Annotated in this window: 25 protein-coding genes and 1 tRNA gene; 12 read left to right on the top strand and 14 right to left on the bottom strand. The window is 65.6% G+C overall.

All coding sequences use genetic code 11. The annotated features are described in order from the left end of the window. Positions 1 to 41 precede the first annotated feature (41 nt). Positions 42 to 1,430: a dihydrolipoyl dehydrogenase gene (gene lpdA / locus LZA78_RS10805; RefSeq protein ID WP_233676944.1), complete on the top strand. Its 1,389-nt coding sequence runs from the start codon at positions 42 to 44 to the stop codon at positions 1,428 to 1,430. 46 nt (positions 1,431 to 1,476) lie between these two features. On the opposite strand, the gene LZA78_RS10810 is transcribed toward lpdA, so the two are convergent. From LZA78_RS10810 to LZA78_RS10820, 3 genes are read right to left on the bottom strand one after another with little or no spacing between them, the layout of a single operon-like run. Then, a complete protein-coding gene (locus LZA78_RS10810) occupies positions 1,477 to 1,977 on the bottom strand; it encodes an acyl-CoA thioesterase (RefSeq protein ID WP_233676945.1) in 501 nt (166 codons plus the stop codon). Positions 1,978 to 2,037: 60 nt separating this feature from the next. Beyond that, a complete protein-coding gene (locus LZA78_RS10815) occupies positions 2,038 to 2,685 on the bottom strand; it encodes a GntR family transcriptional regulator (RefSeq protein WP_218628732.1) in 648 nt (215 codons plus the stop codon). A 31-nt stretch (positions 2,686 to 2,716) separates the two neighbouring features. Next, positions 2,717 to 3,409, bottom strand: a complete 693-nt coding sequence (locus LZA78_RS10820) for a M48 family metallopeptidase (protein ID WP_233676946.1) — start codon at positions 3,407 to 3,409, stop codon at positions 2,717 to 2,719. Positions 3,410 to 3,542: 133 nt separating this feature from the next. Here LZA78_RS10820 and LZA78_RS10825 point away from each other — a divergent pair, with 133 nt between their 5' ends. Together LZA78_RS10825 and LZA78_RS10830 are read left to right on the top strand one after the other, a co-directional pair. Beyond that, positions 3,543 to 3,869 (top strand): TIGR02300 family protein, encoded by a 327-nt coding sequence (locus LZA78_RS10825; protein ID WP_233676947.1) that lies wholly within the window; start codon positions 3,543 to 3,545, stop codon positions 3,867 to 3,869. Between the two features lie 193 nt (positions 3,870 to 4,062). Continuing rightward, positions 4,063 to 4,138, top strand: a tRNA-Ala gene (locus tag LZA78_RS10830). Positions 4,139 to 4,371: 233 nt separating this feature from the next. On the opposite strand, the gene LZA78_RS10835 is transcribed toward LZA78_RS10830, so the two are convergent. From LZA78_RS10835 to LZA78_RS10850, 4 genes are all read right to left on the bottom strand, one after another. After that, complete coding sequence (locus LZA78_RS10835) at positions 4,372 to 4,599, bottom strand: hypothetical protein (RefSeq protein ID WP_233676948.1); 228 nt, start codon at positions 4,597 to 4,599, stop codon at positions 4,372 to 4,374. Between the two features lie 221 nt (positions 4,600 to 4,820). After that, entirely contained in the window at positions 4,821 to 6,359 is a 1,539-nt protein-coding gene (locus LZA78_RS10840; RefSeq protein ID WP_233676949.1) for a tripartite tricarboxylate transporter permease, read from the bottom strand. 9 nt (positions 6,360 to 6,368) lie between these two features. Then, positions 6,369 to 6,800 (bottom strand): tripartite tricarboxylate transporter TctB family protein, encoded by a 432-nt coding sequence (locus tag LZA78_RS10845; RefSeq protein ID WP_233676950.1) that lies wholly within the window; start codon positions 6,798 to 6,800, stop codon positions 6,369 to 6,371. 87 nt (positions 6,801 to 6,887) lie between these two features. After that, positions 6,888 to 7,865, bottom strand: coding sequence for a Bug family tripartite tricarboxylate transporter substrate binding protein (locus tag LZA78_RS10850; RefSeq protein WP_438811070.1), 978 nt, complete (start codon positions 7,863 to 7,865; stop codon positions 6,888 to 6,890). Between the two features lie 122 nt (positions 7,866 to 7,987). On the opposite strand from LZA78_RS10850, the gene LZA78_RS10855 reads away from it, so the two are divergent. Genes LZA78_RS10855 through LZA78_RS10865 form a run of 3 tightly spaced genes read left to right on the top strand, consistent with a single transcriptional unit; the run spans position 7,988 to position 11,083 of the window. Beyond that, a complete protein-coding gene (locus LZA78_RS10855; RefSeq protein ID WP_233676951.1) occupies positions 7,988 to 8,659 on the top strand; it encodes a response regulator transcription factor in 672 nt (223 codons plus the stop codon). After that, the gene (locus LZA78_RS10860) at positions 8,652 to 10,046 is read left to right on the top strand and encodes a sensor histidine kinase (RefSeq protein ID WP_233676952.1); all 1,395 of its coding nucleotides are present in this window, start codon (positions 8,652 to 8,654) and stop codon (positions 10,044 to 10,046) included. The genes LZA78_RS10855 and LZA78_RS10860 overlap by 8 nt, the downstream gene beginning before the upstream one ends. Then, positions 10,046 to 11,083 (top strand): ABC transporter substrate-binding protein, encoded by a 1,038-nt coding sequence (locus LZA78_RS10865; protein ID WP_233676953.1) that lies wholly within the window; start codon positions 10,046 to 10,048, stop codon positions 11,081 to 11,083. The genes LZA78_RS10860 and LZA78_RS10865 overlap by 1 nt, the downstream gene beginning before the upstream one ends. A gap of 1 nt (position 11,084) precedes the next feature. Here the strand turns inward: LZA78_RS10865 and LZA78_RS10870 are convergent, their stop codons facing one another. Next, complete coding sequence (locus LZA78_RS10870) at positions 11,085 to 12,602, bottom strand: pyruvate kinase (RefSeq protein WP_233676954.1); 1,518 nt, start codon at positions 12,600 to 12,602, stop codon at positions 11,085 to 11,087. A gap of 188 nt (positions 12,603 to 12,790) precedes the next feature. Between LZA78_RS10870 and LZA78_RS10875 the strand changes: the two genes are divergently transcribed. Both LZA78_RS10875 and ptsP read left to right on the top strand, forming a co-directional pair. Beyond that, the gene (locus LZA78_RS10875) at positions 12,791 to 14,053 is read left to right on the top strand and encodes an aspartate kinase (RefSeq protein WP_233676955.1); all 1,263 of its coding nucleotides are present in this window, start codon (positions 12,791 to 12,793) and stop codon (positions 14,051 to 14,053) included. A 38-nt stretch (positions 14,054 to 14,091) separates the two neighbouring features. Continuing rightward, positions 14,092 to 16,335 carry a phosphoenolpyruvate--protein phosphotransferase gene (gene ptsP / locus LZA78_RS10880; RefSeq protein ID WP_233676956.1) on the top strand — a complete coding sequence of 748 codons (2,244 nt, stop codon included), beginning with the start codon at positions 14,092 to 14,094 and terminating at the stop codon, positions 16,333 to 16,335. Here ptsP and LZA78_RS10885 read toward each other — a convergent pair. Both LZA78_RS10885 and LZA78_RS10890 read right to left on the bottom strand, forming a co-directional pair. Beyond that, positions 16,332 to 17,099, bottom strand: coding sequence for an EcsC family protein (locus LZA78_RS10885; protein WP_233676957.1), 768 nt, complete (start codon positions 17,097 to 17,099; stop codon positions 16,332 to 16,334). The two genes, ptsP and LZA78_RS10885, sit on opposite strands and share 4 nt — an antisense overlap. 49 nt (positions 17,100 to 17,148) lie before the next feature. Then, on the bottom strand, positions 17,149 to 17,646 hold the full coding sequence (locus LZA78_RS10890; protein ID WP_233676958.1) for a GNAT family N-acetyltransferase: 498 nt from the start codon (positions 17,644 to 17,646) through the stop codon (positions 17,149 to 17,151). 76 nt (positions 17,647 to 17,722) lie between these two features. Here LZA78_RS10890 and LZA78_RS10895 point away from each other — a divergent pair, with 76 nt between their 5' ends. Beyond that, complete coding sequence (locus LZA78_RS10895) at positions 17,723 to 18,322, top strand: flavin reductase family protein (RefSeq protein ID WP_233676959.1); 600 nt, start codon at positions 17,723 to 17,725, stop codon at positions 18,320 to 18,322. 132 nt (positions 18,323 to 18,454) lie between these two features. On the opposite strand, the gene LZA78_RS10900 is transcribed toward LZA78_RS10895, so the two are convergent. Then, positions 18,455 to 19,306 (bottom strand): DMT family transporter, encoded by an 852-nt coding sequence (locus tag LZA78_RS10900; protein WP_233676960.1) that lies wholly within the window; start codon positions 19,304 to 19,306, stop codon positions 18,455 to 18,457. 115 nt (positions 19,307 to 19,421) lie between these two features. On the opposite strand from LZA78_RS10900, the gene LZA78_RS10905 reads away from it, so the two are divergent. The 3 genes from LZA78_RS10905 (at position 19,422) to LZA78_RS10915 (ending at position 21,111) form a co-directional block, all read left to right on the top strand. Next, on the top strand, positions 19,422 to 20,294 hold the full coding sequence (locus LZA78_RS10905; protein WP_233676961.1) for an S-methyl-5'-thioadenosine phosphorylase: 873 nt from the start codon (positions 19,422 to 19,424) through the stop codon (positions 20,292 to 20,294). Between the two features lie 4 nt (positions 20,295 to 20,298). Further along, on the top strand, positions 20,299 to 20,829 hold the full coding sequence (locus tag LZA78_RS10910; protein ID WP_233676962.1) for an adenine phosphoribosyltransferase: 531 nt from the start codon (positions 20,299 to 20,301) through the stop codon (positions 20,827 to 20,829). 120 nt (positions 20,830 to 20,949) lie between these two features. Continuing rightward, entirely contained in the window at positions 20,950 to 21,111 is a 162-nt protein-coding gene (locus LZA78_RS10915; RefSeq protein WP_233676963.1) for a hypothetical protein, read from the top strand. A gap of 52 nt (positions 21,112 to 21,163) precedes the next feature. Here the strand turns inward: LZA78_RS10915 and LZA78_RS10920 are convergent, their stop codons facing one another. From LZA78_RS10920 to LZA78_RS10930, 3 genes are read right to left on the bottom strand one after another with little or no spacing between them, the layout of a single operon-like run. After that, complete coding sequence (locus tag LZA78_RS10920) at positions 21,164 to 22,573, bottom strand: FAD-binding oxidoreductase (protein WP_233676964.1); 1,410 nt, start codon at positions 22,571 to 22,573, stop codon at positions 21,164 to 21,166. Between the two features lie 26 nt (positions 22,574 to 22,599). After that, the gene (locus tag LZA78_RS10925) at positions 22,600 to 23,184 is read right to left on the bottom strand and encodes a GNAT family N-acetyltransferase (RefSeq protein WP_218628751.1); all 585 of its coding nucleotides are present in this window, start codon (positions 23,182 to 23,184) and stop codon (positions 22,600 to 22,602) included. After that, entirely contained in the window at positions 23,184 to 24,392 is a 1,209-nt protein-coding gene (locus LZA78_RS10930) for a M16 family metallopeptidase (RefSeq protein ID WP_233677001.1), read from the bottom strand. Before LZA78_RS10930 ends, LZA78_RS10925 begins: the two co-directional genes overlap by 1 nt. Positions 24,393 to 24,424 lie beyond the last annotated feature (32 nt).

The following is a 24,424-nucleotide window of genomic DNA, read 5'->3' on the forward strand; positions in this document are numbered from 1 at the left end:
GGGGGGCAGCGCCCCCCGACACCAGTCAAAGGACGATTCCAATGGCAGATTTCGACGTTATCGTGATCGGCGGCGGCCCCGGTGGTTATGTCTGCGCGATCCGCTGCGCCCAGCTGGGCCTCAAGACCGCCTGCGTTGAGGGCCGCGGCGCCCTCGGCGGCACCTGCCTCAACGTGGGCTGTATCCCCTCGAAGGCGCTCCTGAACGCCACCCACCACCTGCATGAGGTTCACGAGAACTTCGAAAAGATGGGCCTGATGGGCGCCAAGGTCAAAGTCGACTGGGCGAAGATGCAGGACTACAAGCAGGACGTTATCAACGGCAACACCAAGGGCATCGAGTTCCTCTTCAAGAAGAACAAGGTGACCTACCTGCAGGGCTGGGGCTCGATCCCCGCGGCCGGTCAGGTCAAGGTCGGCGATGAGGTCCACAGCGCCAAGGCGATCGTCATCGCTACCGGCTCCGAGCCCGCCTCGCTGCCCGGCATCGAGATCGACGAGGACACCGTCGTCACCTCGACCGGCGCGCTCTCGCTGCCCAAGGTGCCCAAATCGATGGTCGTCATCGGCGCGGGCGTCATCGGCCTCGAAATGGGCTCGGTCTATGCACGCCTCGGCGCCGAAGTGACCGTGGTCGAATATCTCGACGCGATCACCCCCGGCATGGACGGCGAGATCGCCAAGTCCTTCCAGAAGATCCTCGCCAAGCAGGGCATCAAGTTCGTGCTCGGCGCCGCCGTTCAGGGCGTGACCAAAGGCAAGGGCAAGAACACCGTCGCCTACAAGCTGCGCAAGGACGAAAGCGAGCACACGATCGACGCCGAAGTCGTGCTGGTCGCCACCGGCCGCAAGCCCTACACCGCCGGTCTCGGCCTCGAAGCCATCGGCGTCGAGATGCTGCCGCGCGGCCAGGTCAAGACCGACGCGCACTGGGCCACCTCGGTCAAGGGCATCTACGCCATCGGCGACGCGATCATCGGCCCGATGCTCGCCCACAAGGCCGAAGATGAAGGCATGGCGGTGGCCGAGGTCATCGCGGGCAAGCATGGCCACGTGAACTACGATGTGATCCCCGGCGTGATCTACACCACCCCCGAGGTCGCCTCGGTCGGCAAGACCGAAGAAGTGCTCAAGCAGGAAGGCCGCGCCTACAAGGTCGGCAAGTTTTCCTTCATGGGCAACGGCCGCGCCAAGGCGGTGTTCCAGGCCGACGGTTTCGTCAAACTGATCGTCGATGCCGGCACCGACCGCATTCTGGGCTGCCACATCATCGGCCCGGGCGCGGGCGACATGATCCACGAGATCTGCGTGGCCATGGAATTCGGCGCCTCGGCGCAGGACGTAGCCCTGACCTGCCACGCCCACCCGACCTATTCGGAAGCCGTGCGCGAAGCTGCGCTCGCCTGCGGCGACGGCGCGATCCACGCCTGATCGTAGCCACAGAATCGAAAGGGCGGCCCCCCGGGGCCGCCCTTTTTCATTCCGCGCGCTTCGCGGCCTGATCGAGCCGCTCTGCAAACTCGCGCCGCAGGCTCTTGCGCACCTCGGCCGCCTGCCAGCGATGCCGCTCGACCTCGGTCTGCGGCTCCAGCGTCGGCACCTCGGCAGGGCGGCCTGCCTCGTCCACGGCGACCATAGTGAAGTAGCAGCTGTTGGTATGTCGTCGCGTGCCCTTGGTGATGTTCTCGGCCTCGACGCGAATGCCGATCTCCATCGAGCTGCGGCCAGTATGGTTCACCGCCGCACGGAACAGCACCAGCTCGCCCACATGGATCGGCTCCTTGAAGGTCACCTGATCCACGCTCAGCGTCACCGCGTAGCGCCCCGAGTAGCGCGAAGCCAGCGAGAACGCCACGCGGTCAAGCCAGTTCAAGAGCGCGCCGCCATGCACCTTGCCCGAGAAATTGGCCAGGTCCGGCGTCATCAACACGGTCATCTCAAGCGATTTTCGCTCGGCTTCGGTCAGTTCACTGGTCATCGGCCCCTCATGTCCCTTGTCAACTCAGCATGATCGCATGGGGCGCCGCGTCAAGCGCCGTTACTGCGCCAGGTGTCGCAGGCCCTGCGTGACATCCGTGCGCACCGCCAGCCGCAGCGAGGGCTCGTCCCCTGCCCGCAGCGCGGCAAGGATCATACGGTGATGGCGCGGCGGCTCGTTGCGCTGCATCTTGCCGTAGAGCGCCCGCATGGTGGGGCCAAGCTGAAGCCAGACCGTCTCGATCACCGCCAGCATCGCGGGGGCCTGCGCGCGCAGATAGAGCGTGCGGTGAAACTCGAGGTTCGTGCGGATGTAGCCCACAGCGTCGTGCTTGGCGACGGCCTCGGCATTGGCGGTGTTGATCGCGCCCAGTCGGTCGATCAGCGCAAGGTGCGCGCGCGGCAAGGCGCGCGAGGCCAGTTCCGGCTCAATCAGCGCGCGCAGCGCCGCCAGTTCCTCGATCCGGTCATTGGAAAGCTCGGGCGTGGTGACCCGCCCCGAGGACGACAACGTCAGCGCACCTTCCGCCACAAGCCGCCGCAGGGCTTCGCGCGCGGGTGTCATCGAGACGCCGAACTGCTTGCCCAGACCGCGCAGGGTCAGCGCCTGCCCCGGCAGCAACTCGCCATGCATGATCTGCAACCGCAAACTACGGTAGAGCCGGTCATGCGCGGCGGTTTCGATGGGGCGTGAAGTGATCGTGGTCATGCGGTGTTTGTGATCACAAATCTCGCGCAGGTCAATCGCGAAAGCGGATCGCGTGCAGCGCGCCGCCGTGACGTTTGAGCCAAGCACGCTCGGGCCCGTATCCGGGGCGCAAACGTTCCACGACATCCCAGAAGGCTTGCGAGTGGTTCATCTCGGCCAGATGCGCCACCTCATGCGCCGCGACATAGTCGAGCACGCCGGGCGGGGCCATGATCAGCCGCCAGCTGTAGCTAAGCGAGCCGTCATGCGCACAGGAGCCCCAACGCGAGCGCGTGTCGCGCAGAGTGATCCGCTTGAAGGGGCGGCCAAGCGCGGTCGCGTAGCCCTCGGTGGCGGCCTGCAGGCGGCGCCGGGCACAATGCTTGAAGAATGCCTCCAGCCGGGCGCCCAGCCGGTCCTCGCCCGCGGCAAGGATCAGCCTGTCGTCCTCGACCTTCGGGGCGCGCACCGCGCCCGGAACCAGCATCATCTGGCGGCCTTCGAAGGGTATCGTCCCGCCGAAGACCGGGCGGGAGACATCCGGCATCGCCGCCAGCGTGCGGCGCAGCCACTCGGCCTGGCTGCGGGCAAAGGCCAGCGCTTCTGCCTCGCGCGCGCGCGCCGGCAGCGTCAGGGTCACCTGCCCGTCGATCCGCGAGACCCGCAGGCTGAATCGCCGCGCCCGCGCCGAGCGGCGCAGCTGCAAGGCGATCTCGGGCATCTCGGGCAGGATCAGACGGCTCATCGGCGACTCCGGGCGGCTCTGTCGCGCCTGTGAGCGCGCCTTGGCGAATTTGGCGCGAAAAGGCTTTGACACCCCGCGCCTAGTATGGCACGTGGCGACGACTCTCTAATCAGAGCGATGCTAGGAGAATTCCATGCCGAAAGAGGAATGGGGCGTCAAGCGCCTCTGCCCGCATTGCGCGAGCCGGTTCTATGATCTGGCCCAAGATCCGATGACCTGCCCGGTCTGCTCGAACAGCTTCACGCTGGAGAGCCTGACGGCGGGCCGTGGCCGTGTTCTGGTCGCCGACAAAGCGGCGAGCCGCGAGCGCGACCTGGACGTGGACGATCTGGGCGATGACGATCTGGACGACGATTCCGGTGACGTCGATCTCGACGATGATCTGCTCGAGGATGACGAGGACGACAACGTCTCGCTCGACGATATCGCCGATGTCAGCGCGGGCGACGACGACAACTGATTGGCCGTTTCGATGGCTTGTGACAGGCGCGGGGCATTGCTCCGCGCCTTGTCTTTTTGGCGCCCGCTGGCAGGTTTCGAGGCGTCGAAAAATTTTCCGGCTAAGCCGCGAAATTCCTCTTGCGCCCATCCGGTGGTCACCGTATACGACGCCCCACGCAAGGCGGTACACACCGCCGCGCGAGACCTCCGGTGGGGCCATAGCTCAGTTGGGAGAGCGCTTGAATGGCATTCAAGAGGTCAGGGGTTCGACTCCCCTTGGCTCCACCAAATCTCCTCATTTGACAACACGACACGCAACCTGTTGCAGATGAAGAGTTATTTTCGGCAGCCGATCAACAGGCCATCGCGACTCCACGCATAAGTGGCCCATCCTACCGAACATCGGGATCGGCCAAGAGCCCCTTTGCGGGGTTCTCTCCAAATCAGAGCGAGGCGCCTGACTTTGGGTATCGCCACGCGTCTCCACCCCCTTCGTGGCCTCTAAGGCGCCAAGGTAGCCCTTAGGGGCAGGCGCTTTCGTCGCCCGCCTTGCAGTGGTACTGCCCAACGACGGCTTCGGCCTCGGCGAACACCGCTGCGCCTGCCCCGTTCAGGCAGGTCTGAAAATCCTCGGCGTCGGCGAGGTAGTCCGTGACTGCGCCCTTACACATTTCGCGATCCAGGTCATCGGCGAAGGTGCCATCCTCCAGTATGCAGGACGGCGGGGTGGGTTCGCTGCAGAAAACCATCGCTTGTACGGAACCCGCCGCCAGACTCAGGACGAATACACAAGCCGCTAGAAAATATAATGAATTTGCCACCGAGCTCTCTCCAGATACGTCTGCGAACCAGTGACAGCGGGGCAGTTTCGAGCTGGCTATAGGCCAACGCCCTGATCGATTTCATAGAGAAAATGCAAAGGGGCCGCGCTTGGCACGGCCCCTAAGCGTTGCAAACGGAGACGACAGTCTCAGTCGATCACCGAGCCCTCGGCATCGCCGCGCTGGCGCATTCGCATCTTGACCATGCGGCCCACGAAAACCGGCAGCAGGAAGCCCAGGATCGCGATGGCCCAGAGCGCGATCGACAGGGGGCTGTCGATCAAGGTGAACCAGTTGCCGTTGTCGATGGTGATCGCGCGGCGCAGGTTGTTCTCCATCGCGTTGCCAAGCAGCGTGCCCAGGATGATCGGCACCAGCGGCACATCGAACTTGCGCAGTCCCCAGCCCATGATGCCGAAGCCGATCATCACCAGCAGATCGAAGCTCGAGCCCGAGATCCCGTAGATCCCGACGAAGCTGACCATCGCCACGACAGGCATCAGGATGCGCGGCGGGATCATCAGCACGCGGGTGAAGATACCCACCATCGGGATATTCATCGCCAGCAGCATGAAGTTCGCGATGAACAGCGCCGCGATCAGGCCCCAAACGACGTCCGGGTTGTTGGCGAACAGAAGCGGTCCCGGCGTGATGTTGAGTGAAAGCAGAACCGCCAGCAGAACGGCCGTGGTGCCAGACCCCGGCACGCCCAGCGCCAGCATCGGCACCAGCGCGCCACCTGCGGCCGCGTTGTTGCCAGCCTCAGGGGCGGCAACGCCGCGCGGGTCGCCCTTACCGAAGGTGCCCTTGCGGTCCACCAGGCGCTTCTCCATCGAATAGGAGATGAACGACCCAAGCGACGCGCCCGCGCCCGGCAGAACGCCTGCAAGGAAGCCCAGGAAGGACGAACGCAACATGGTCGGCGTGCATTCCTTGACCATCGCGGCGGGCGGCGTCAGCCGTCCGACCGTCAGCTTGCGCCCGGCGGCATCGGCGGCGCCGTGGCGCTCTTCGAGGAAGATGAAGACCTCGGACAGCGCAAACAGACCGACGATCGCGACGAGGAAGTCGAGCCCGTCATAAAGGTGCACCTCACCGAAGGTGAAACGCGGAACGCCCGTTTGCGTATCGACGCCGATCATCGCCAGCCCAAGGCCCAACGCCGCGGCAAAGGCCGACTTCGCCTGATTGGTCGAGCTGACCCCGCCAAGCGTCATGAAGGCCAGCGCGAAGAGCGCGAAATACTCGGCCGGGCCGAACAGCAGCGCGATCTTGACCAGCTGCGGCGCCAGCAGAATCAGGCCCCAGGTCGCAAGGAACGAGCCCACGAAGGACGCGATGCCCGAGATCGCCAGCGCCTCGCCCGCCATGCCCTTCTGGGCCATCGGGTAGCCGTCAAGACAGGTCATCATCGCGGGCTCATCGCCCGGAATATTGAGCAGGATCGACGAGATCCGCCCGCCATACATCGCCCCGTAATAGACCGAGGTCAGCAGGATCAGCGCGGGCGTGGCCCCCAGCCCCAGCGAGAAGGCCAGCGGGATCAGGATCGCAACACCGTTCGAGGGGCCAAGGCCGGGCAGTGCGCCCATGATCGTGCCCAGGAAACAGCCCAGCAGGGCAAGGCCCAGATTCTGCCAGGTCAGCGCGACGGCGAAACCATCGCCAAGGGAAGACAGGAGTTCCATGGTTCCTCCTCAGAATCCAAGCGGGCCGCGGGCCAGCGACAGCCCCAGAGCCAGGTGGAAGACGACGTAGATGCCGACCGACGTGCCGACCCCGGTCAGCGCCGCACCGATCGGCGCCGATCCAAGGCGCCAGGACAGGTAGGCAGCGGCGAAGGCGGTCGCGATGACGAAACCGGCCACCGGCAGCAACTCGGCGTAAAGCACCATGACGACGACAGCAGCGGCCAGTTCGGCCAGTCGGCCAAAGGCGGGCCAGTGCGGCTCGGCGTCCGGGCGCAGGAAGATCACGGCCGAGCTGAGACCGAAGATCGTTGCAATGATAAGCGGGAAGGCTTTGGGTCCGACGGCGTCCGACAGGAAGCTCTCTTCGATCTGAAGCGCGGCATATGCGTAGCCGAGTGCCAGAAACACGCCGAACGCACCGAAGATACGGTCACTCATGTGAACTCTCCTATGCGGCAGGAATTGGTTGGGGCGGTCGGCCCAGACCGCCCCAGGGATCAAGCAGGGTGAGGAAAGGGGTAGCCCTTACTTGATGATCCCGATTTCTTTCGAGATGGACTGGATCTGCGCCACCGACTCGGCGACGAAGGCCTCAAACGCTGCGCCTTGCAGGTCGAGCGGGGCCATGCCGTTCGCAGCCATGGTTTCCTTCCACTCGGGCGAGGCATAAAGCTTGCCGATCTTCTCGACCCACATGTTGTAGGCGTCATCCGACATGCCCTTGGGGGCGTAGAATCCGCGCCAGTTCGCGCCGAGGGCGTCGACGCCCTGCTCTTTCGCGGTCGGGAACTTGTTGAACTCACCTTCCAGGCGCTCGGGGGCGAGCACCGCAATCACCTTGATATCGCCCGAATCGACGAAGCCCTTGGCTTCCGAGATATCGCCGGTGAAGGCCTGCACCGAACCCGCCAGAAGCTGGGTCACCGCCTCGCCGCCGCCATCGAAGGCCACGTATTTGACCGTGCGCACATCGTCGATGCCATAGGCATTGGCCGCGATCAGCACCTTGAGGTGGTCCCAGCCGCCCACGGCCGAACCGCCCGCCACCGACACCGAGGCCGGGTCATTCTTGATCATGTCCAGCAGCTCGGGCAGCGTGTTGATCGGGCTGTTGGCCGCAACCGCGATCATGCCGTAATCGGCACCGACCGAGGCGACCCAACGCACCTGATCCATCGTGTTGCCCGGATAGGCGCCCTGCGCCAGACGGGTCGCGGTCGCCGACGAGGCCGCCACGATCAGGTCATTGCTGTCGTTGCGCTTGTTGACCACTTCGGCATAGGCCACGCCACCGCCGCCACCGGCGAGGTTCACGACCTGCATGGTCTTGTCGATCATGCCCAGATCCTGAAGCGACTTGCCGACCTGACGGCAGGTGAAGTCCCAGCCGCCGCCCGGGTTCGCGGGCGCGATGCACTCGGGGTTTTCCTGCGCGGCTGCCATCGTGCCGACCAGACCGAAACCGACCACGGCGAGCGCCGTGCGGATTGCTTTGAAAGCCATATTGTTCTCCTCCACGTTTCGACCCCTGCGGTCATGCCGCCGGGTCTGTGCCAAGGAACTTACGAGTTGAACCTGTCACCAACCTGTCACAGGATCGCCGACACCCTTGGGAGGGGGGCGCAATGCGAATCTTGCTGGTCGAGGATGCTCCGGATCTGGCCGAGGCGACGCAACGCCAACTCAGCCAAAGCGGGTTTGCCTGCGATCTCGCCATGACCCTGCGCGACGCCGAGGATTGCCTGGATGTGCAGCGCTATGATGCGGCGGTGCTGGATATCAACCTGCCCGATGGCTCGGGGACGGACCTGTTGCGCGACATTCGCCGACGTAAGCTACCGATGCCCGTGCTGATGCTGACCGCGCAGTTTTCGGTGGATGACAAGCTCTCGGCCTTCGGTCTCGGGGCGGACGACTACCTTACCAAGCCCTTCGATCACCGCGAACTGGCGGCACGGCTGCACGCGCTCTTGCGCCGCGACAAGGCCGAGCGGTCGAGCGAAGTCACTCTGGGGCGGCTCAGCTACAACGCCACCGGGGGCGTCGCGAGCGTGGCGGGCGAGCGGCTGGACCTGACGCGGCGCGAATTCTCGCTTCTGGGGATGCTGCTCAAGCATCGCGGGCAGGTGGTGAATAAAGAGCGCCTGCACGAGGGGCTTTATTCCTTTGACGACGCTATCGTCGGGGTGAACGCGGTCGAGCTTTATATCGCGCGGCTGCGCAAAAAGCTGGCGGGCAGCGGGGTCGAGATCCGCACCCTGCGCGGGCAGGGCTACAGCCTTGACGCCGATGACTGAATCGCCGCGCAGCGCCTCGACCCTGTCGCTCAGCGCCCGGCTTGCGGGCGGTCTGGTCGTGCTGCTGGTGGTCGGCGGCGTGGTGCTGTCGCTTGCCACCTTCGCCTATGGCCGTGCCGCGGCGCGCGAGGCCTTCGACCGCCTGCTGGTGGGGGCGGCCAGTTCCATCGCCGCCTCGGTTTCTGTGATTGAGGGCGCGGCGGTGGTGGACCTGCCGGTCTCGGCCTTCGATCTGCTTGCCCTCGCCCCCGAGGACCGCATCGCCTACCAGGTGCGCGGCGTCGATGGCGCGGTGCTGACGGGCTATGCAGACCTGCCGCAGCCACCTCCGTCGCGCCTCGTCACCAGCGGGCCGGTCTATTACGACGCCGCCTTCACCGGCGAGCCTGCACGCTTCATCCGCCTGACCCGGCGCTTCGCCGAGCGCGACCTGTCGGGCACGATCGAGGTGATCGTCGGGCAGACCCTGCGCGAGCGCAACGCCCTGGCCGAGGATATCGCGCTCAACGCCCTGATGGGTCTGGCCATAGGCGGGGCTGCGGTGGTTCTGCTGGCGGTGCTGGTCGTGCGCTCGGCGCTGCGCCCGCTGGACGAACTGGCATTGGCCTTGGCCGGGCGCGACCCGCAAGATCTGACGGCGATTTCCACCGCTGTCCCGCGCGAGGTCGCAAGCCTTGTGGGCGCGGTCAACGGCTTCATGGCGCGGCTGGATCGACAGTTCGACGCGATGCGCAACCTGATTTCAGATTCCGCCCATCAGCTGCGCACCCCCGTCGCCGCGCTGCGCGCGCAGGCGGATCTGGCGACGCAGGAAACCGACCCCGACCGGCGCAACCGCCTGATCGGGCGCATCCATGATCGCAGCGTCAGTCTCGGGCGGTTGCTCGACCAGATGCTCAGCCGGGCGCTGGTCATCCACCGCATCGACTCGGCCCGGCGCGAAGCCGTGGACCTGCGCGACATCGCCCTTGATATCGTCGAGTCGGGCGATCACCAGCTTATCGCCCCGGGTGCCGAGGTCCGCCTTGAGATTGGCGAGGCGCCCGTGATCGTGCAGGGCGATCCGCTTTCGCTTGGCGAGGCCGCCAAGAACCTGTTTCGTAACGCGCTGGCGCATGGGCGCGCACCCATCGTGCTGGGGGCCGATGTGCAGGGCGCGCAGGCCCGGCTCTGGGTGCAGGATGCCGGCCCCGGCCCCTCGGCCGCCGTGCGCACGCAGTTCGGCGGCCGTTTCGTGCGCAGCGCCGCCGCAGACGGGCGCAGCGCCGGGCTGGGCCTCTCGATCGCCGACTCGGTCGCGCGTGCCTTCGGCGGCCATCTCGCGCTTGAAGACCGCGCCGAGGGGTTCCGCGTCGTGATCATCCTGCCCCGATCGGGAGAGCGCTGATGATCCGCATGACCCTTCTGTTGCTCTGCCTCGCCCTGCCCGCCCGCGCGCAAGAGGTCCTGCGCGCCTTCGGGCCGGAAAACGCGCTGACCCGGCTGGTCCTGCGTACCACGACCGATGTCGACATCCTTGCCCCCACCGTGGACGAGTTCCTCGCGGCGCATCCGGGCGTCGCGATCGACTACGAGCAATGGGGCTCGAACGCGCTTTACCAGCGCAGCGCCGAGGAATGCGCTACGGGCGAAAGCGGCGCCGATATCGTGATCAGCTCGGCCGTCCACCAGATGATCAAGCTGGTCAACGACCGCTGCGCCGCCTCGTGGCAATCGTCCTACGGCATCGGCCTGCCCGATACGCTGCGCTGGCGCGACGAGATCTGGGGCGTGACCCGCGAACCGGCGGTGATGGTCTACAACCGCAGCCTCGTGCCGCCCGATCAGGTGCCGCGCACCCGCTTCGACCTGCTCGACCTGCTGCGCCCAGAGGATTCGCGCTACGCCGGGCGCATCGCCACCTACGAGATCTCGCAATCCGGGCTTGGATACCTGTTCGCCTATATGGATTCGCAAGAGGCCACGACCTTCGGCGCGCTGATGGAAGCCTTCGCCCGCTCGGGCGCGGTGGCCACCTGCTGCTCGGCCGAGATCATCGACGGGGTGCAGCGCGGCGACTACCTGATCGCCTACAACATCCTTGGCTCCTACGCCGTGACCGAGGCGCAGCGCGACCCGAACCTCGGGATCGTCGCGCCGCGCGACTACACGCTGGTTCTGTCGCGCGCGCTGATCTTTCCGGGCAGCCGTGTGCGCCCCGAGGCGGGGGCGTTCCTCGACTTTCTGCTCTCGCCTGCGGGGCAACTCTCACTTGCCGCGAACAACCTAGCGATCAGCGCCGACAACCCGTCGATCAGCATCGAGGCCGATGCGCCCGACAGCGCGCGCCGCCTGATCCCGCTGGCCCCCGCCCTGCTGGTCGCAATGGACCGCGCCAAGTCGGAGCAGTTCCTCTCCGACTGGCGCAAGACCTTCGCTCAGTAGCTCAGAAGTCGTGCCACAGCCCCAGAGCGCCGAGGCGTGGGGACTTCTTGTTCGAATGGCGGTCCATGCGCGTCAGCACATCAAGCAGCACCTCGACGCCCTCGGCCAGATGCGGGCCCTTGTTCAGCATCACGCATTCGGCGCGCTGGCTCATGGCGGCATCGGTCATCTCGGCGCGGCTGGCCTGACCGTCCTTGACCAGCCCTTCCAGCACCTGCGTCGCCCAGACGACGGGCACCTCGGCGGCTTCGCAGAGCCACAGGATTTCCTCCTGGATCTCAGTCAGCCGCTCGAACCCGATCTCGACCGCCAGATCGCCGCGCGCGATCATCACGCCCACCGGCATCCGCCCCCCTGCCTCGACGATCAGCGCGGGCAGGTTGCGCAGCGCCAACGGCGTCTCGATCTTGAGCATCAGCGCCGGCCAGTCCTGCGGATTGCGCCCGGGCAGCCGCTCTTCGATCGCGGAGAAAAGCGCGCGCAGATCGGCGCCGGTTTGCACGAAGGAATAGCCGATGATGTCGGCATGGCGCAGCGCGAAGTCGAGCGGCGCCATGTCATCCTCGGTCAGGGCGGGCACGCGCAGATCTGTGCCGGGCAGGTTCACGCCCTTTTCGGGGCGGATACGGGCGCCCTTGCCGGGAGTCGAGACGACCTCGCAGACCACGCGTTCCGGCGTGACTTCGATCACGCGGGCGCGCAGCCTGCCGTCATTGATCCAGACCGCCGCGCCTTCGGTCAGCGCCGCGTGTTGCGCGGGATGGCTCAGCACCGCCTGAACCCGGCCCGATTTGCGTAGCTTCTTCTTGCCGCGCGGCAAGGCGGGCACGATCTCGAAACTCTCGCCCACATGCAGCCGCTCTTCTTCGCCCGAGACCGCCTCGATGCGCAGCTTGGGGCCGGGCAGGTCAATCTGCACCGGCACGCGGCGTCCCATCTCGGCGCCCAAGCGGCGGGCGTGGCCGATCATCGCGGCCCATTCCTCGGGGGTGTCATGCGCGCAGTTGATGCGCAGGCAATCGGCACCGGCCGCCAGCAACTGCGCGATCAGTTCAGGCCCCTCGGCGGCGGCGGTGGGCAGAGTGACCATGATGCGCGCCTGCGGGTTGCCCCTGCGTGCGCCAAACAGATGATCGCGCCGCGCCGCCAGCCGCGCGGGCCCGGCCGCGAAGATCTCGACGGGCGGGTATTCGGCCTCGCCCTCGCCGCCGATCAGCGCCAGCGACGCCAGCACCGCGTCGATCGAGGCGCGCACATGGCTTTCTGCCCGACCAAGCGAGCTAAGCCCGAGCGAAGCCAGCGGCGCCTGGAATGGCACCAGATCGCCCCGCCGCAGCGCCAGGTAATCGGCCAGGTTCCGCGCCGAGGCGACAAATTCGGGGCGCTGGATCAGCGCGTCCCAATGCTCCATCGTCGCCGAGGCGCGCCGCGCCATATCGGCCCGCAGCACTTCCAGCGCCCGATACAGGCCCCGCGCCTGCGCACGCCGCTCGCGTGCCTCGACCTCTGCAAGACTCATCGCAACCTCCTGTGGACCACCCGCCAAGTGCGCTACAGCGCCGATGCGACAAACCGGTGACAGCCCTGTGACAGCGCGGTTACGTTGTCGCGCCACAATGCCCAGCAAACCCTTGCAAGCGCGTCCCCCTTGCGTTAGCTGGGGCAGGATTTTTGCCGGGACGGTTCCGGCGCTTCAGGGGGGGTAGGATGCCGCTTCTTGTCATGAAATTCGGTGGCACCTCGGTGGCCGATCTCGACCGCATCAAGAATGCAGCCGAGAAGGTCCAGCGCGAGGTCGAACGCGGCTACGACGTCATCGTCATCGTGTCGGCCATGTCGGGCAAGACCAACGAGCTGGTGGGCTGGGTCGAGGGCACCTCGCCCCTGTACGACGCGCGCGAATATGACGCCGTCGTGGCCTCGGGCGAGAACGTCACCGCCGGCCTGATGGCGCTGCGCCTGCAAGAGATGGGCGTGCCCGCGCGCAGCTGGCAGGGCTGGCAGGTGCCGATCAACACCACCTCGGCGCATAGCTCGGCCCGGTTCGTGTCGATCCCGCGCGAGAATATCGACGCCAAGTTCGCCGAGGGCATGAAGGTTGCCGTCGTCGCGGGCTTCCAAGGCATCTCGGCCGAGGGCCGCATCACCACGCTTGGCCGTGGCGGTTCAGACACGACCGCCGTGGCTTTCGCTGCCGCCTTCGGCGCCGAGCGCTGCGACATCTATACCGACGTCGACGGCGTTTACACGACCGACCCGCGGATCAGCTCGAAAGCGCGCAAGCTCGACAAGATCGCCTTCGAGGAAATGCTCGAACTGGCCTCGCTTGGCGCGAAAGTGCTGCAAACCCGCTCGGTCGAGCTGGCAATGCGTTATAATGTGCGCCTGCGGGTGCTGTCGTCCTTCGAGGACACCGACGAAAACTCTGGAACCCTTGTCTGCGGTGAGGATGAAATCATGGAATCGAAAGTCGTCTCGGGCGTGGCCTATTCGCGTGACGAAGCCAAGATCACGCTCTTCACCATCGAAGACCGTCCGGGTGTGGCCCAGGCCATCTTCGGGCCACTGTCGGATGCGGGCGTGAACGTCGACATGATCGTTCAGAACATCTCGGAGAAAGACTATGACGAGGCCCACTCGGGCGCCGTCACCGACATGACTTTCTCCTGCCCGATCAACCAGGTAGCCCGCGCCAAGAAGGCGATGGAAGATGCCAAGGCCGCCGGTCAGATCAACTACGACGACCTGATCATCGACACCGAAGTGGCCAAAGTCTCGGTCGTCGGCATCGGTATGCGTTCGCACGCTGGCGTCGCCGCGACCATGTTCAAGGCACTTGCTGCCGAAAACATCAACATCAAGGTCATCTCGACCTCCGAGATCAAGATTTCGGTGCTGATCGACCGGAAATATATGGAACTGGCCGTGCAGGCCCTCCATGATGCCTTCGAACTGGAGAAAGCGGCCTGAGGCACTCAGGCCCAGAGGGGAGAGGCTGGGCGAGGTCAATGGTGGAACGCAGCGAAAGTGACAGCCGCAGCTTGCTGCGGCGCCTGCGCGATACTTTGGCCACCCCCGGCGGCGGTCAGGATCGGCTTGACCGCATCACCCATCTGATCGCCGATTCGATGCGCACCCAGGTGTGCTCAATCTATCTCTTCCGCGACCCCGAAACGCTTGAGCTTTGCGCAACTGAGGGCCTGAACCCCGAATCCGTCCACAAGACGCGGATGCGGTTGGGTGAGGGCCTGGTGGGCCGCGTCGCGCGCACCGGCCAGCCGGTGAACACCGGCAACGCGCCCGCCGAGCCGGGCTTCCGCTACATGCCCGAGACGGGGGAAGAGATCTACTCCTCCTTCCTCGGCGTGCCGATCCAGCGCGTGGGCGAAAAACTCGGTGTGCTCGTCGTGCAGTCGCGCGAGGCGCGCGAGTTCTCGGAAGATGAGGTTTATGGCCTTGAGGTCGTGGCCATGGTGTTGGCCGAAATGACCGAGCTTGGCGCCTTCATCGGCGACAACAACAACGGCATCGGCGCGGCCCACCGCTTCCCCGTCATGTTCCGTGGCACCACCGGGCAGGAAGGCGCCGCCGAGGGTCACGTCTGGTTGCACGAGCCGCGCGTGGTCGTGACCAACCCGGTCGGCGACGATCCGGACGCCGAACTCAAGCGCCTCGAAGAGGCGATCCAGGCCTTGCAGGCGCAGATCGAGGACATGCTTGAAGGCTCCGCCGCCATGGACAAAGAGCACCGTCAGGTGCTCGAGACCTACAAGATGCTGGCGCATTCGCGTGGCTGGTTCCGCCGCATGTCCGAGGATATCGGGCTTGGCCTGTCGGCCGAGGCCGCCGTCGAGAAAGAGCAATCCACCGCCCGCGCGCGGCTGGAGCAATCGCCCGACCTATACCTGCGCGAGCGGCTCAATGACCTTGATGACCTGTCGAACCGGCTGCTGCGGCTGCTGACTGGTCAGGGCAAGGATACCGGGGCTGAGCTTCCGCCCGACCCCGTGCTGATCGCCCGCAACATCGGCCCGGCGGAACTGCTGGAATACGGCCGCGCGCTCAAGGGCGTGGTGCTCGAAGAGGGTTCGGTCGGCTCGCACGCCGCGATCGTGGCGCGGGCCCTGTCGATCCCGCTGGTGATTCACGCCGAACGCGTCATTGCCGAGGCGCTGAACGGCGATCCGATTCTGGTCGATGGCGATCAGGGCGTGGTTCACCTGCGCCCCGAGGAAACCGTCGCCGCGGCCTTCCGCGACAAGATCGCCATGCAGGCCGAGGCGCAGAAACGCTACGCCGACCTGCGCGAACAGCCTGCGACGGATCAATCCGGGCAGACCATCTCGCTGATGATGAACGCGGGGCTTATGGCCGACCTGCCCTCGCTCAAGGGGTCGGGGGCCGATGGCGTGGGCCTCTTCCGCACTGAATTGCAGTTCCTCACCCGCACCCGCGTGCCGCGCCGTTCGGAGCTGGCTGCGCTCTACAAGCGCGTGATGGATGCCGCAGGCGACAAGCGGGTGCATTTCCGCACGCTCGACATCGGGTCAGACAAGGTTCTGCCCTACATGAAACCGCAGGACGAGCCGAACCCCGCGATGGGCTGGCGCGCAATCCGGGTGGGCCTCGACAAGCCGGGCGTGCTGCGGATGCAGTTGCAGGCGCTGATCCGCGGCGCCGAGGGGCGACCGCTTTCGGTCATGTTCCCCTTCATCGCCACGCCAAGCGAATTCCACGCGGCCCGTGCCTCGCTGCTGCGCGAGATGGAACGCGAAGCCGCGCTTGGCCGCACTGTGCCCTGCGATCTGAAGATCGGCGCCATGCTCGAAACCCCTTCGCTTGGCTTCGCCCCCGAGAGCTTCTTCAAGGCCTGCGATTTCATCTCGATCGGTGGAAACGACCTCAAGCAGTTCTTCTTCGCCGCCGACCGCGAGAATGAACGCGTGCGTCGCCGCTATGACACGCTCGACGCGGCATTCCTGACCTTTATCGAGCAGATCATCGCACGCTGCGCGGCGAATAACACCGCGCTAAGCTTCTGCGGTGAGGATGCCGGCCGCCCGGTTGAGGCATTGGCGCTGGCCGCGCTCGGCCTGCCGACGCTGTCGATGCGCCCGGCCTCAATCGGCCCGGTCAAGCACCTGATCCGCCGCGCGAACCTGCGCGAGCTGCGCGAGATCATCGTGAACGCCCGTGACGCCGGCGCGCAATCGTTGCGCCCCGCGGTTACGGCCTATCTCGCCAATCTCTAAGCCTTGGGTTTGGGTGCGATCCGGGCCACCAGTTCCTCGCGTAAAAGCCCTTCGTCCTCACCCGACTCGCGCGCAAGGCGTTTGAGGCCAAAATGGACGCGGGCGATCTCTTGGTAGTAGCTTGTGAAGGCATAGTTCACCGCCGCACCCGCCACGGCTCCCAGAACCGGCGCGGCCTGCGCGGCCAGTTTCTGGCCCAGTACGGTCGCAAGCCGTGGTGCCACCTTGGCGATCAAGCTGTTCAGGGCCGGCCCGGTGATCGTCACCTTTGCGGCCAGAAAACCCATATCCGTGCCATCATCCGCCGCCAGCGGCCCGGCGCTGGCAAAAACCCGCAGGCATTCCATCCGCACCTCATCCGAGGCCGGATCAAAGCCATGCTCGGCCGCAATCCCCTGGGTCGAACGCAAGAGCATCGTGACGGTAAAGGGCAGTTCTGCTAGCGCACCGGGCAAGCCACCCACGCCGCCCGCAGCCCCCATAGCGGTGGTCAGCGCCGTATTGACCCAGTCGGGACGGTCCGCGACCGCGCCGCGCGTGCGCACCGCCGCATCGAAGGCCGTCTCCAGCGCGCGCGAAGTCGCGCCCTCAAGCCCGTCGCGCACCGATTGTGGAAGCTTGTTCATCAGGTTCTCGGCCGACCCGCCGACGAAGGACATGACCTGCATCCCAATGCCGCCTGCCGCGCGGTGGCGCTTGGCCAATTGGTCCAACGCGGCCTTGAGGGCCGGATCGGTCACGGGCAAAAGAATTTCTGGCTGCATGGAAGCCTCCGTTTTCCCAAATATGGGCAGGAAGCGGCGGCGCACCAGATCACGCGGCGGATTTTTCCACCCATTTGCGGACATGACCGCGCACGCCATGCCAGGCCCCGGGCTCAAGCTCCAGCGCCAGAACCCGGTCCGGGTTGGTCGGCGGCGGCATGATCACACCCTCGATCTTCTCGAAACCGAAGCGCCGATAATAGGGCGCGTCGCCGACCAGCAACACGCGCTCCCAGCCCAGCTCATGGGCCTTGTTCAGGCTTTCATGCATCAAAAGACCGCCCAGCCCTTCTCCCTGTCGGGTCGGGTGCACGGCGACGGGCCCAAGCAAAAGCACACGCTTGCCGCCCACGCGCACCGGCCAGTAACGGATCACTGCAGCCAGAACGCCATCTTCGCGCAGCGTCAGGCACAGCGGATGCACCTTCTCGACGCCGTCACGCAGCCTGTAGGAAGACAACGCAGTACGGCCCGGCGCAAAGCAGAGGTCGTAAAGAGCCTCCACTTCCCACCAATCGGCATCGCTTTCTACAGCAAGCTGATACATCCGGCCTCCCGAATCCCTCGCCCTTCGCGCCTAACACGCTGTAAACTCGGGTTCAAATCAAAGGACCGATGCAAAGATGTTCTACCGCCCCTCCGAAGGCCACGGCCTGCCCCATAATCCCTGGAATGCAATCGTCGCACCGCGGCCTATCGCCTGGATCTCGACGCGCGGAGCGATGGGTGACAACCTCGCGCCCTATTCGTTTTTCAACGCAGTGGCTTATACCCCGCCGCAACTTGTCTTTGCCTCAACCTCTGCGAAATCCGACCGCGATGGCACCAAGGACACGACGGCCCAAATCCGCGAAACGGGCGTGTTTTGCGTGAGTATCGTCTCACGCGACCTGATCGGTGCGATGAATGCGACCAGTGCCGCCCTCCCCGCCGGGACGGATGAATTTCAGCACGCAGGCGTTGCGAAAGCGGAGTGCGAGACGATCCCCTGCCCGCGCGCGCGCGACGCCCCTGCCAGCCTCGAATGCCGCCTCGTTCAGATCATCCCTTTGCTGGGAAAAGCAAACTTCCTGATCCACGGCGAAGTCGTCGGCATCCACATCCGTCCCGACTGCCTGAAAGACGGGCGCTTCAGCCCGCCCGACCGTCTCGCGCGCCTTGGCTATCGCGACTATTGCGCCATCACCGAGACATTCGAACTTACGCGCCCCGACGAAACCTAAGGGGGCTCTGCCCCCGGCTTCGCCTCCCCCGGGATATTTTTGCAAAGCCGAAAGGGGCAGTGGTCACCTTAACTTCTTCTTGGCCAAAATACCTCGGGGGTGAGCGGCCCTGCCGCGAGGGGGCAGCGCCCCCTATTTCCGCCCACGCAACAGGGTATAGACGCCCGAGGCGATGATCAGCCCCGCACCGGCAAGCGTCGCGGTATCCGGACGCTCTCCGAAAACCAGAACGCCAAGAAACAACGCGAAGATCAGCCGCGTATAGCGGAACGGGGTCACGACCGAGACTTCACCCACCCGCATTGCGGCGGTCAAACTCCAATAGGCGGCGACCCCGAAAACCGTTGCTCCGGCGACCGGAAGAAGCTCGGTCATTGCGGGAACTCGCGCGCCGCCGGTGAAGGCGAGGATAATGAAGCCGGTCGGGATCAGTGCGGCGAAACCATAGATGCCAAGCTGAAAATTCGACAGCACCTTGGGTGCGGCGCGCGTTGCCAAATCGCGCCCAGCAAACCCCAAGAGCCCGAGCACCGTCCAGAGTGCGGCCGGCACAAACCCCTCAAGCCCCGGCCGCAAAATCACGAGAACGCCGACAAAGCCGATGGCGATGGCGGTCCAGCGCCGCGGGCCGACCCTCTCGCGGAAAAACAGCGCCGCGCCCGCGACCACGACCAGCGGCGTCGCCTGTAAGATCGCCGACGCGTTCGACAGCGGCGTCAGTGCGATGCCGATAGTATACCCCAACCGCCCGGTCATCTCGAACCCTGCCTTGGTCAGCAAGAGCGGGCTTGCCACGGCTGGATGCCACAGCCTCTGGCCCGCACGCAGCGTCAGAGCGGCGAAGGTGATCATGCCGCCAAGTCCAAAGAGCGCCAGAACCTCGCCCACCGGCAAGGCACTCGCCGCGCGCTTGACGAACATGTCCTCGACGGCAAATAGCGCCATCGCCACCGTCATCAGCACTGCACCGCGCATGTTTTCCATTGTCGCTCCGATTCACGATACAGGCAGGCGCATCGCCTTCTGTATCCCCAATATCCGCTTTTCAGGGCGAGCGCGCGGGCCTAATCTCGCCGCAAAGCAGAAATTGGAGGGCGGCATGGACAGAATGATCGGGATCATCGGCGGCTCGGGGGTCTATGAGATCTCGGGCCTGCAAGAGGCGCAATGGCAGGCGGTCGAAACGCCTTGGGGCGCGCCCTCCGACGAGGTTCTGACCGGTGTGCTGGATGGCGTGCGCATGGCCTTCCTGCCCCGCCACGGGCGCGGCCATGTGCACACACCCACGACCGTTCCCTACCGAGCCAATATCGCCGCGATGAAGATGCTTGGCGTGACCGATCTGGTTGCGGTTTCGGCTGTTGGCAGCCTCAAGGAAGCCTATGCGCCGGGCGATTTTCTGGTGGTGGATCAATATATCGACCGCACTTTCGCACGCGAGAAGACGTTCTTCGAGCCTGGGCTTGTCGGCCATGTCTCGGTCGCGCATCCGACCTGCGCGCGGCTTTCTGCGGCTTGCGTCGCGGCCGCGCGGACGCAGGGCGTAACCGTGCATGAGGGCGGCACCTATGTCGCCATGGAGGGGCCGCAGTTCTCGACCCTCGCCGAAAGCCGCCTCTATCGCAGCTGGGGCGCGGATGTGATCGGCATGACCGGGATGCCCGAGGCCAAGCTCGCCCGCGAGGCCGAGCTTTGCTATGCCTGCGTCGCGATGATCACCGATTATGATTGCTGGCACCCCGACCACGATGCCGTTGACGTTGCGCAAGTGGTTGCGACGGCGATGAAAAACGCCGACAAGGCGCGCGGTCTGGTGACGGCGCTTCCGGGCCTGCTGGCAGGTCCGGCGGAGGATTGCTCCGAGGGTTGTGGCCATGCGCTCGACAGCGCGATCATGACCGTGTCCGCCAAGCGCGACCCCGCCGTCATCGCCCGCTGCATGCCCGTGATGGGCCGCGTTCTGAAAGGCTAACTCCATGAAAACCGTCAAGGATTACATCCGCACCATCGCCGATTTCCCGCATGAGGGGATCATGTTCCGCGATGTGACCACGCTTTTCGCCGATGCGCGCGGCTTTCGCATGGCGATCGACCAGCTCTTGCACCCCTGGGCGGGCGAAAAGATCGACAAGGTCGTGGGTCTTGAGGCGCGCGGCTTCATCATTGGCGGCGCCATCGCGCACCAGTTGTCCAAGGGCTTCGTGCCGATCCGCAAGAAGGGCAAGCTGCCGGGGCAAACGCTCAGCCAAGCCTACAAGCTGGAATATGGCGAGGCGATCATGGAGATCCACGAAGACGCCATCCAACCCGGTGAACGGGTGCTGATCGTCGATGACCTGCTGGCCACTGGCGGCACCTGCGGCGCGGGCATCAAGCTGATCGAACGCCTGGGCGGCGAGATCGTCGGCTGCTCGTTCATCGTCGATCTGCCCGAGCTTGGCGGCCGCAAACTGCTCGAATCCATGGGAATGTCGGTCAGGGTCCTGTGCGAGTTCGAGGGGCTCTAAATTAGGGCAGTAATTCTGCCATGCATTTCAGGAAAGACAGCAATGCGTTCGCAGCATCTTGTTTGCGCGCGCAGAAAGATCGACATTGTCCCAAAGACGTTCCATCCGCAGGACATGACCATGGCTCTTACTTCGTCCGTTCACGCCCCGGCAATCTCGCTCAAGGCACTTGCCATCAAGGTGCTGACGCCCTTCATCGAGAATGACGGACTGCGCCATGCCACTTACATCTCTGCCGGGCTTTTCGTTGCCATCGCAGTGATCAAGCTGGCTGTCGCCTGAGGAGACGCGCCTAATCGGACAACGCCCCGCAAATTGCGGGGCGTTTCGCTTTTCAGCCTTGGGGTCGCAAGACCGCGCCCGGGTTGAGAACCCCGTTCGGATCGAGCGCATCCTTGATCGCACGCATCATCGCAAGCTTTGTCGGTGCCTCATAGCGCTCCAGATCCTCGACCTTCAGGCGGCCGACGCCATGTTCGGCGCTGACCGAGCCGTCAAAGCCCTGCACCACCAGATCATGTACCGCGCGCTTCACCGCGTCGCGTAGCGCGACATAGTCATCGCGCTGGCGGCCCATCGCCGGGAAGACGTTGAAATGCAGGTTGCCGTCGCCGACATGGCCAAAGCAGTTGATGCGGAAATCGCCCATCGCTGTCAGCCTCCCCTGCGCGGCGTCGATGAAGGCCGGGATGGCACTGACCGGGACCGAGATATCGTGGCTTGAGATCGCCCCGATCCGCCGGTTCGCCAGCGGCAGGCTTTCGCGCAATTCCCAAAGCGCGCTGCGCTGCGCCTCGGATTGCGCGACGACGGCATCGAGCACCAGTTCCTCGGCGGCCTCGTAAAGTGCACCGAAGGCTTCTTCCGCATCCATGCCCGCGGGCAGGCCCAGCTCGATCAACACGCACCAGTCGGGGTCTTGCGCGAATGGCATCTGCACCTCGGGCCCGACCTCGCGCAGGAAGGCAAGCCCCTGCCCCGCGATCAGCTCGAACGCCGAAACGCAGCCCGCCAGCTGACGTTGCGCCAGTTCCAGCAGAGCCACGGCCGCCTTCGGCGAGGGGACGGCGAACAGGGCCGTGCCCTCAACGGCAGGGGGCTCGAACAGGCGCAGGCTGGCGGCCGTGATGACACCAAGCGAGCCCTCGGCGCCGATCATCAGATCGCGCAGATCGTAGCCAGTGTTGTCCTTGCGCAGCGCCTTCAGGCCACCCCAGATCGTGCCATCGGCCAGAACGACCTCAAGCCCAAGACACAGCGCCCGCGCGTTGCCGTAGCGCAGCACGTTCACGCCGCCCGCGTTGGTCGCCAGGCAGCCGCCGATCTGCGCGCTGCCCTGACTGGCCAGCCCCAAGGGGAAGCGCCGCCCGGCCTCCTCGGCCCAGTCGCGCACCTGTTGCAGCGTTGCGCCGGCCTCGACCTGCATCGCGTGGCTGTCGATCTTGCGCAGCGCGGCCATCTTCTCAAGGCTCAGGATGACGGGCAGCGGTCCATCGGGCGCGATCTGGCCGCTGACCAACCCCGTTCCGCCGCCATAGGGCACCACGCCGACCCGCGCCTCGTTGCAGGCGCGCAGCACAGCCGAGACCTGCGCGGTATCGGCGGGCTTGACTAGCAGGCCACCCTGACCAAACCAGCGCCCCCTCGGCTCTTCCAGATAGCGCGGCTCGGGCGCGCCAATCCACAGGCCCGGCACGGCCTGCGCGAGGCGTTCGGCAAAAGCGTCATATGCGGCATTCAGCATCTCATGTCCCCCTTGCCGGGATGGCCCTAGCCCGCGTCGGTCCGCCCGCGCCGGTCGGCCCGCAGGTTGGAATAAAGCACGTGGTTGCGCCAGCGCCCGTTGATCTGAAGATAGGCCTGCGCGACGCCCTCATACTTGAAGCCCGACTTCTCAAGCACCCCGCGCGAGGCCATGTTCTCGGGCAGGCAGGCGGCTTCGATGCGGCTCAGGTCAAGCGCGGTGAAGGCGTAATGCACGACCGCGCGGATCGCCTCGCGCATGTAGCCCTGGCGGGCGTAACGCTCGCCCACCCAGTAGCCAAGCGTGCCCGCCTGCGCCGGTCCGCGCCGGATACTGTCAAGCGTGATCGCCCCCAGAACCCGCGCATCCTGACGCCGGATCAGGAAGAACGGCAGCGCAGTGCCCGCGGCCTCGGCGCGGGCCGACCAGTAGACCCGGTTGGTGAAGGCCTTGCGGCTGAGATGGTCCGAGGTCCAGGCGGGCTCCCACGGCATCAGGAAATCACGGCTTTCCTCGCGCAGAAGCGCCCAGTCCCGGTAATCGGAATGCATCGGCAGGCGGAGCGTCATCCGCTCCGTCTCGACCCGAGGCTTCCGACGCCGCCCCAGCATCAGGCGGCAAGCCTTGCGCGCAGATCGGCCAGATGCGGCGCCCCGGCGACCGGTCCGTAAACCGCCATCGCCGCGCGCCCCGAGGCGGCAAGCCGCCCGGCATAATCGCGTACCGCCTCGCGGGTGACCGCGTCGATCCGGGCCGAGACCTCTTCAAGCCCCGGCACCCGACCGTAAATCGCAAGGTTGCGCGCCATGCGCTCGGCGCGGCTCGAGGCGCTTTCGAGCCCCATGAGCATTCCTGCCTTCATCTGCACCCGCGCGCGCGCCACCTCGGCCTCGGACATATCCTCGGCCGCGCGGCGCAGCTCCTCGACGGTCAGGTCGGCCAGCGCGCCGATCTCTTCTTCCGAGGTGCCCGCATAGATCGTGATCATGCCGGTGTCGTCATAGGCCCCGGCCTGCGCGAAGATCGAGTAGCACAGGCCGCGCTCTTCGCGGATCTTCTGGAACAGGCGCGAGGACATGCCGCCGCCAAGCGCGGTCGAATAGACCTGCGCGGTGTAGAGATCGGGGCTGCGATAGCCCGGCCCCTCGAAGGCCAGCGTGAAATGCACCTGCTCGAGATCCTTGATCTCGCGCCGCTCCTGCCCCGCCCAAAGCGCAGGCTGGATCGAGGGCGCGCCAACCGGGCGCAGGCCACCGAAGACCGCCTCGGCCTGACGCACGATGGCCTCGTGATCGACATCGCCCGCCGCCGAGAGGATCATCTGGTCGGGGCCGTAATGCTCGGCCACGAAACCGGCAAGATCGGGCTTGCCGAAGTTCGACACCCGCTCGGCCGGGCCAAGGATCGTGCGGCCGATGGCCTGATCGGGGTAGGCCGCCTCTTGCAGCCAGTCGAAGATGATGTCGTCGGGCGTGTCCAGCGCCTGACCGATCTCTTGCAAGATCACGTGACGCTCGACCTCGATCTCGCGCTGATCGAAGACAGGGTTCAGCACGATGTCGGAAATCACATCGAGCGCAAGCGTCACATCCGCCCCCAGAACGCGGGCGTAATAGGCCGTCATCTCGCGCGAGGTATAGGCGTTGATATAGCCGCCCACGTCCTCGATCGCCTCGGCGATCTGAAGGGCGTTGCGCGTCTTGGTCCCCTTGAAGGCCATGTGCTCAAGGAAATGCGCGATGCCGTTCTGCTCGGGGCGTTCGTGGCGCCCGCCTGCCGTGACCCAGATACCGATAGTGGCCGAGGCCAGCCCCGGCATCCGCTCGGTGACGATGCGCAGCCCGTTCGACA

The organism is Rhodobacter flavimaris (genome assembly GCF_021378075.1).
GTDB lineage: Bacteria > Pseudomonadota > Alphaproteobacteria > Rhodobacterales > Rhodobacteraceae > Rhodobacter > Rhodobacter flavimaris.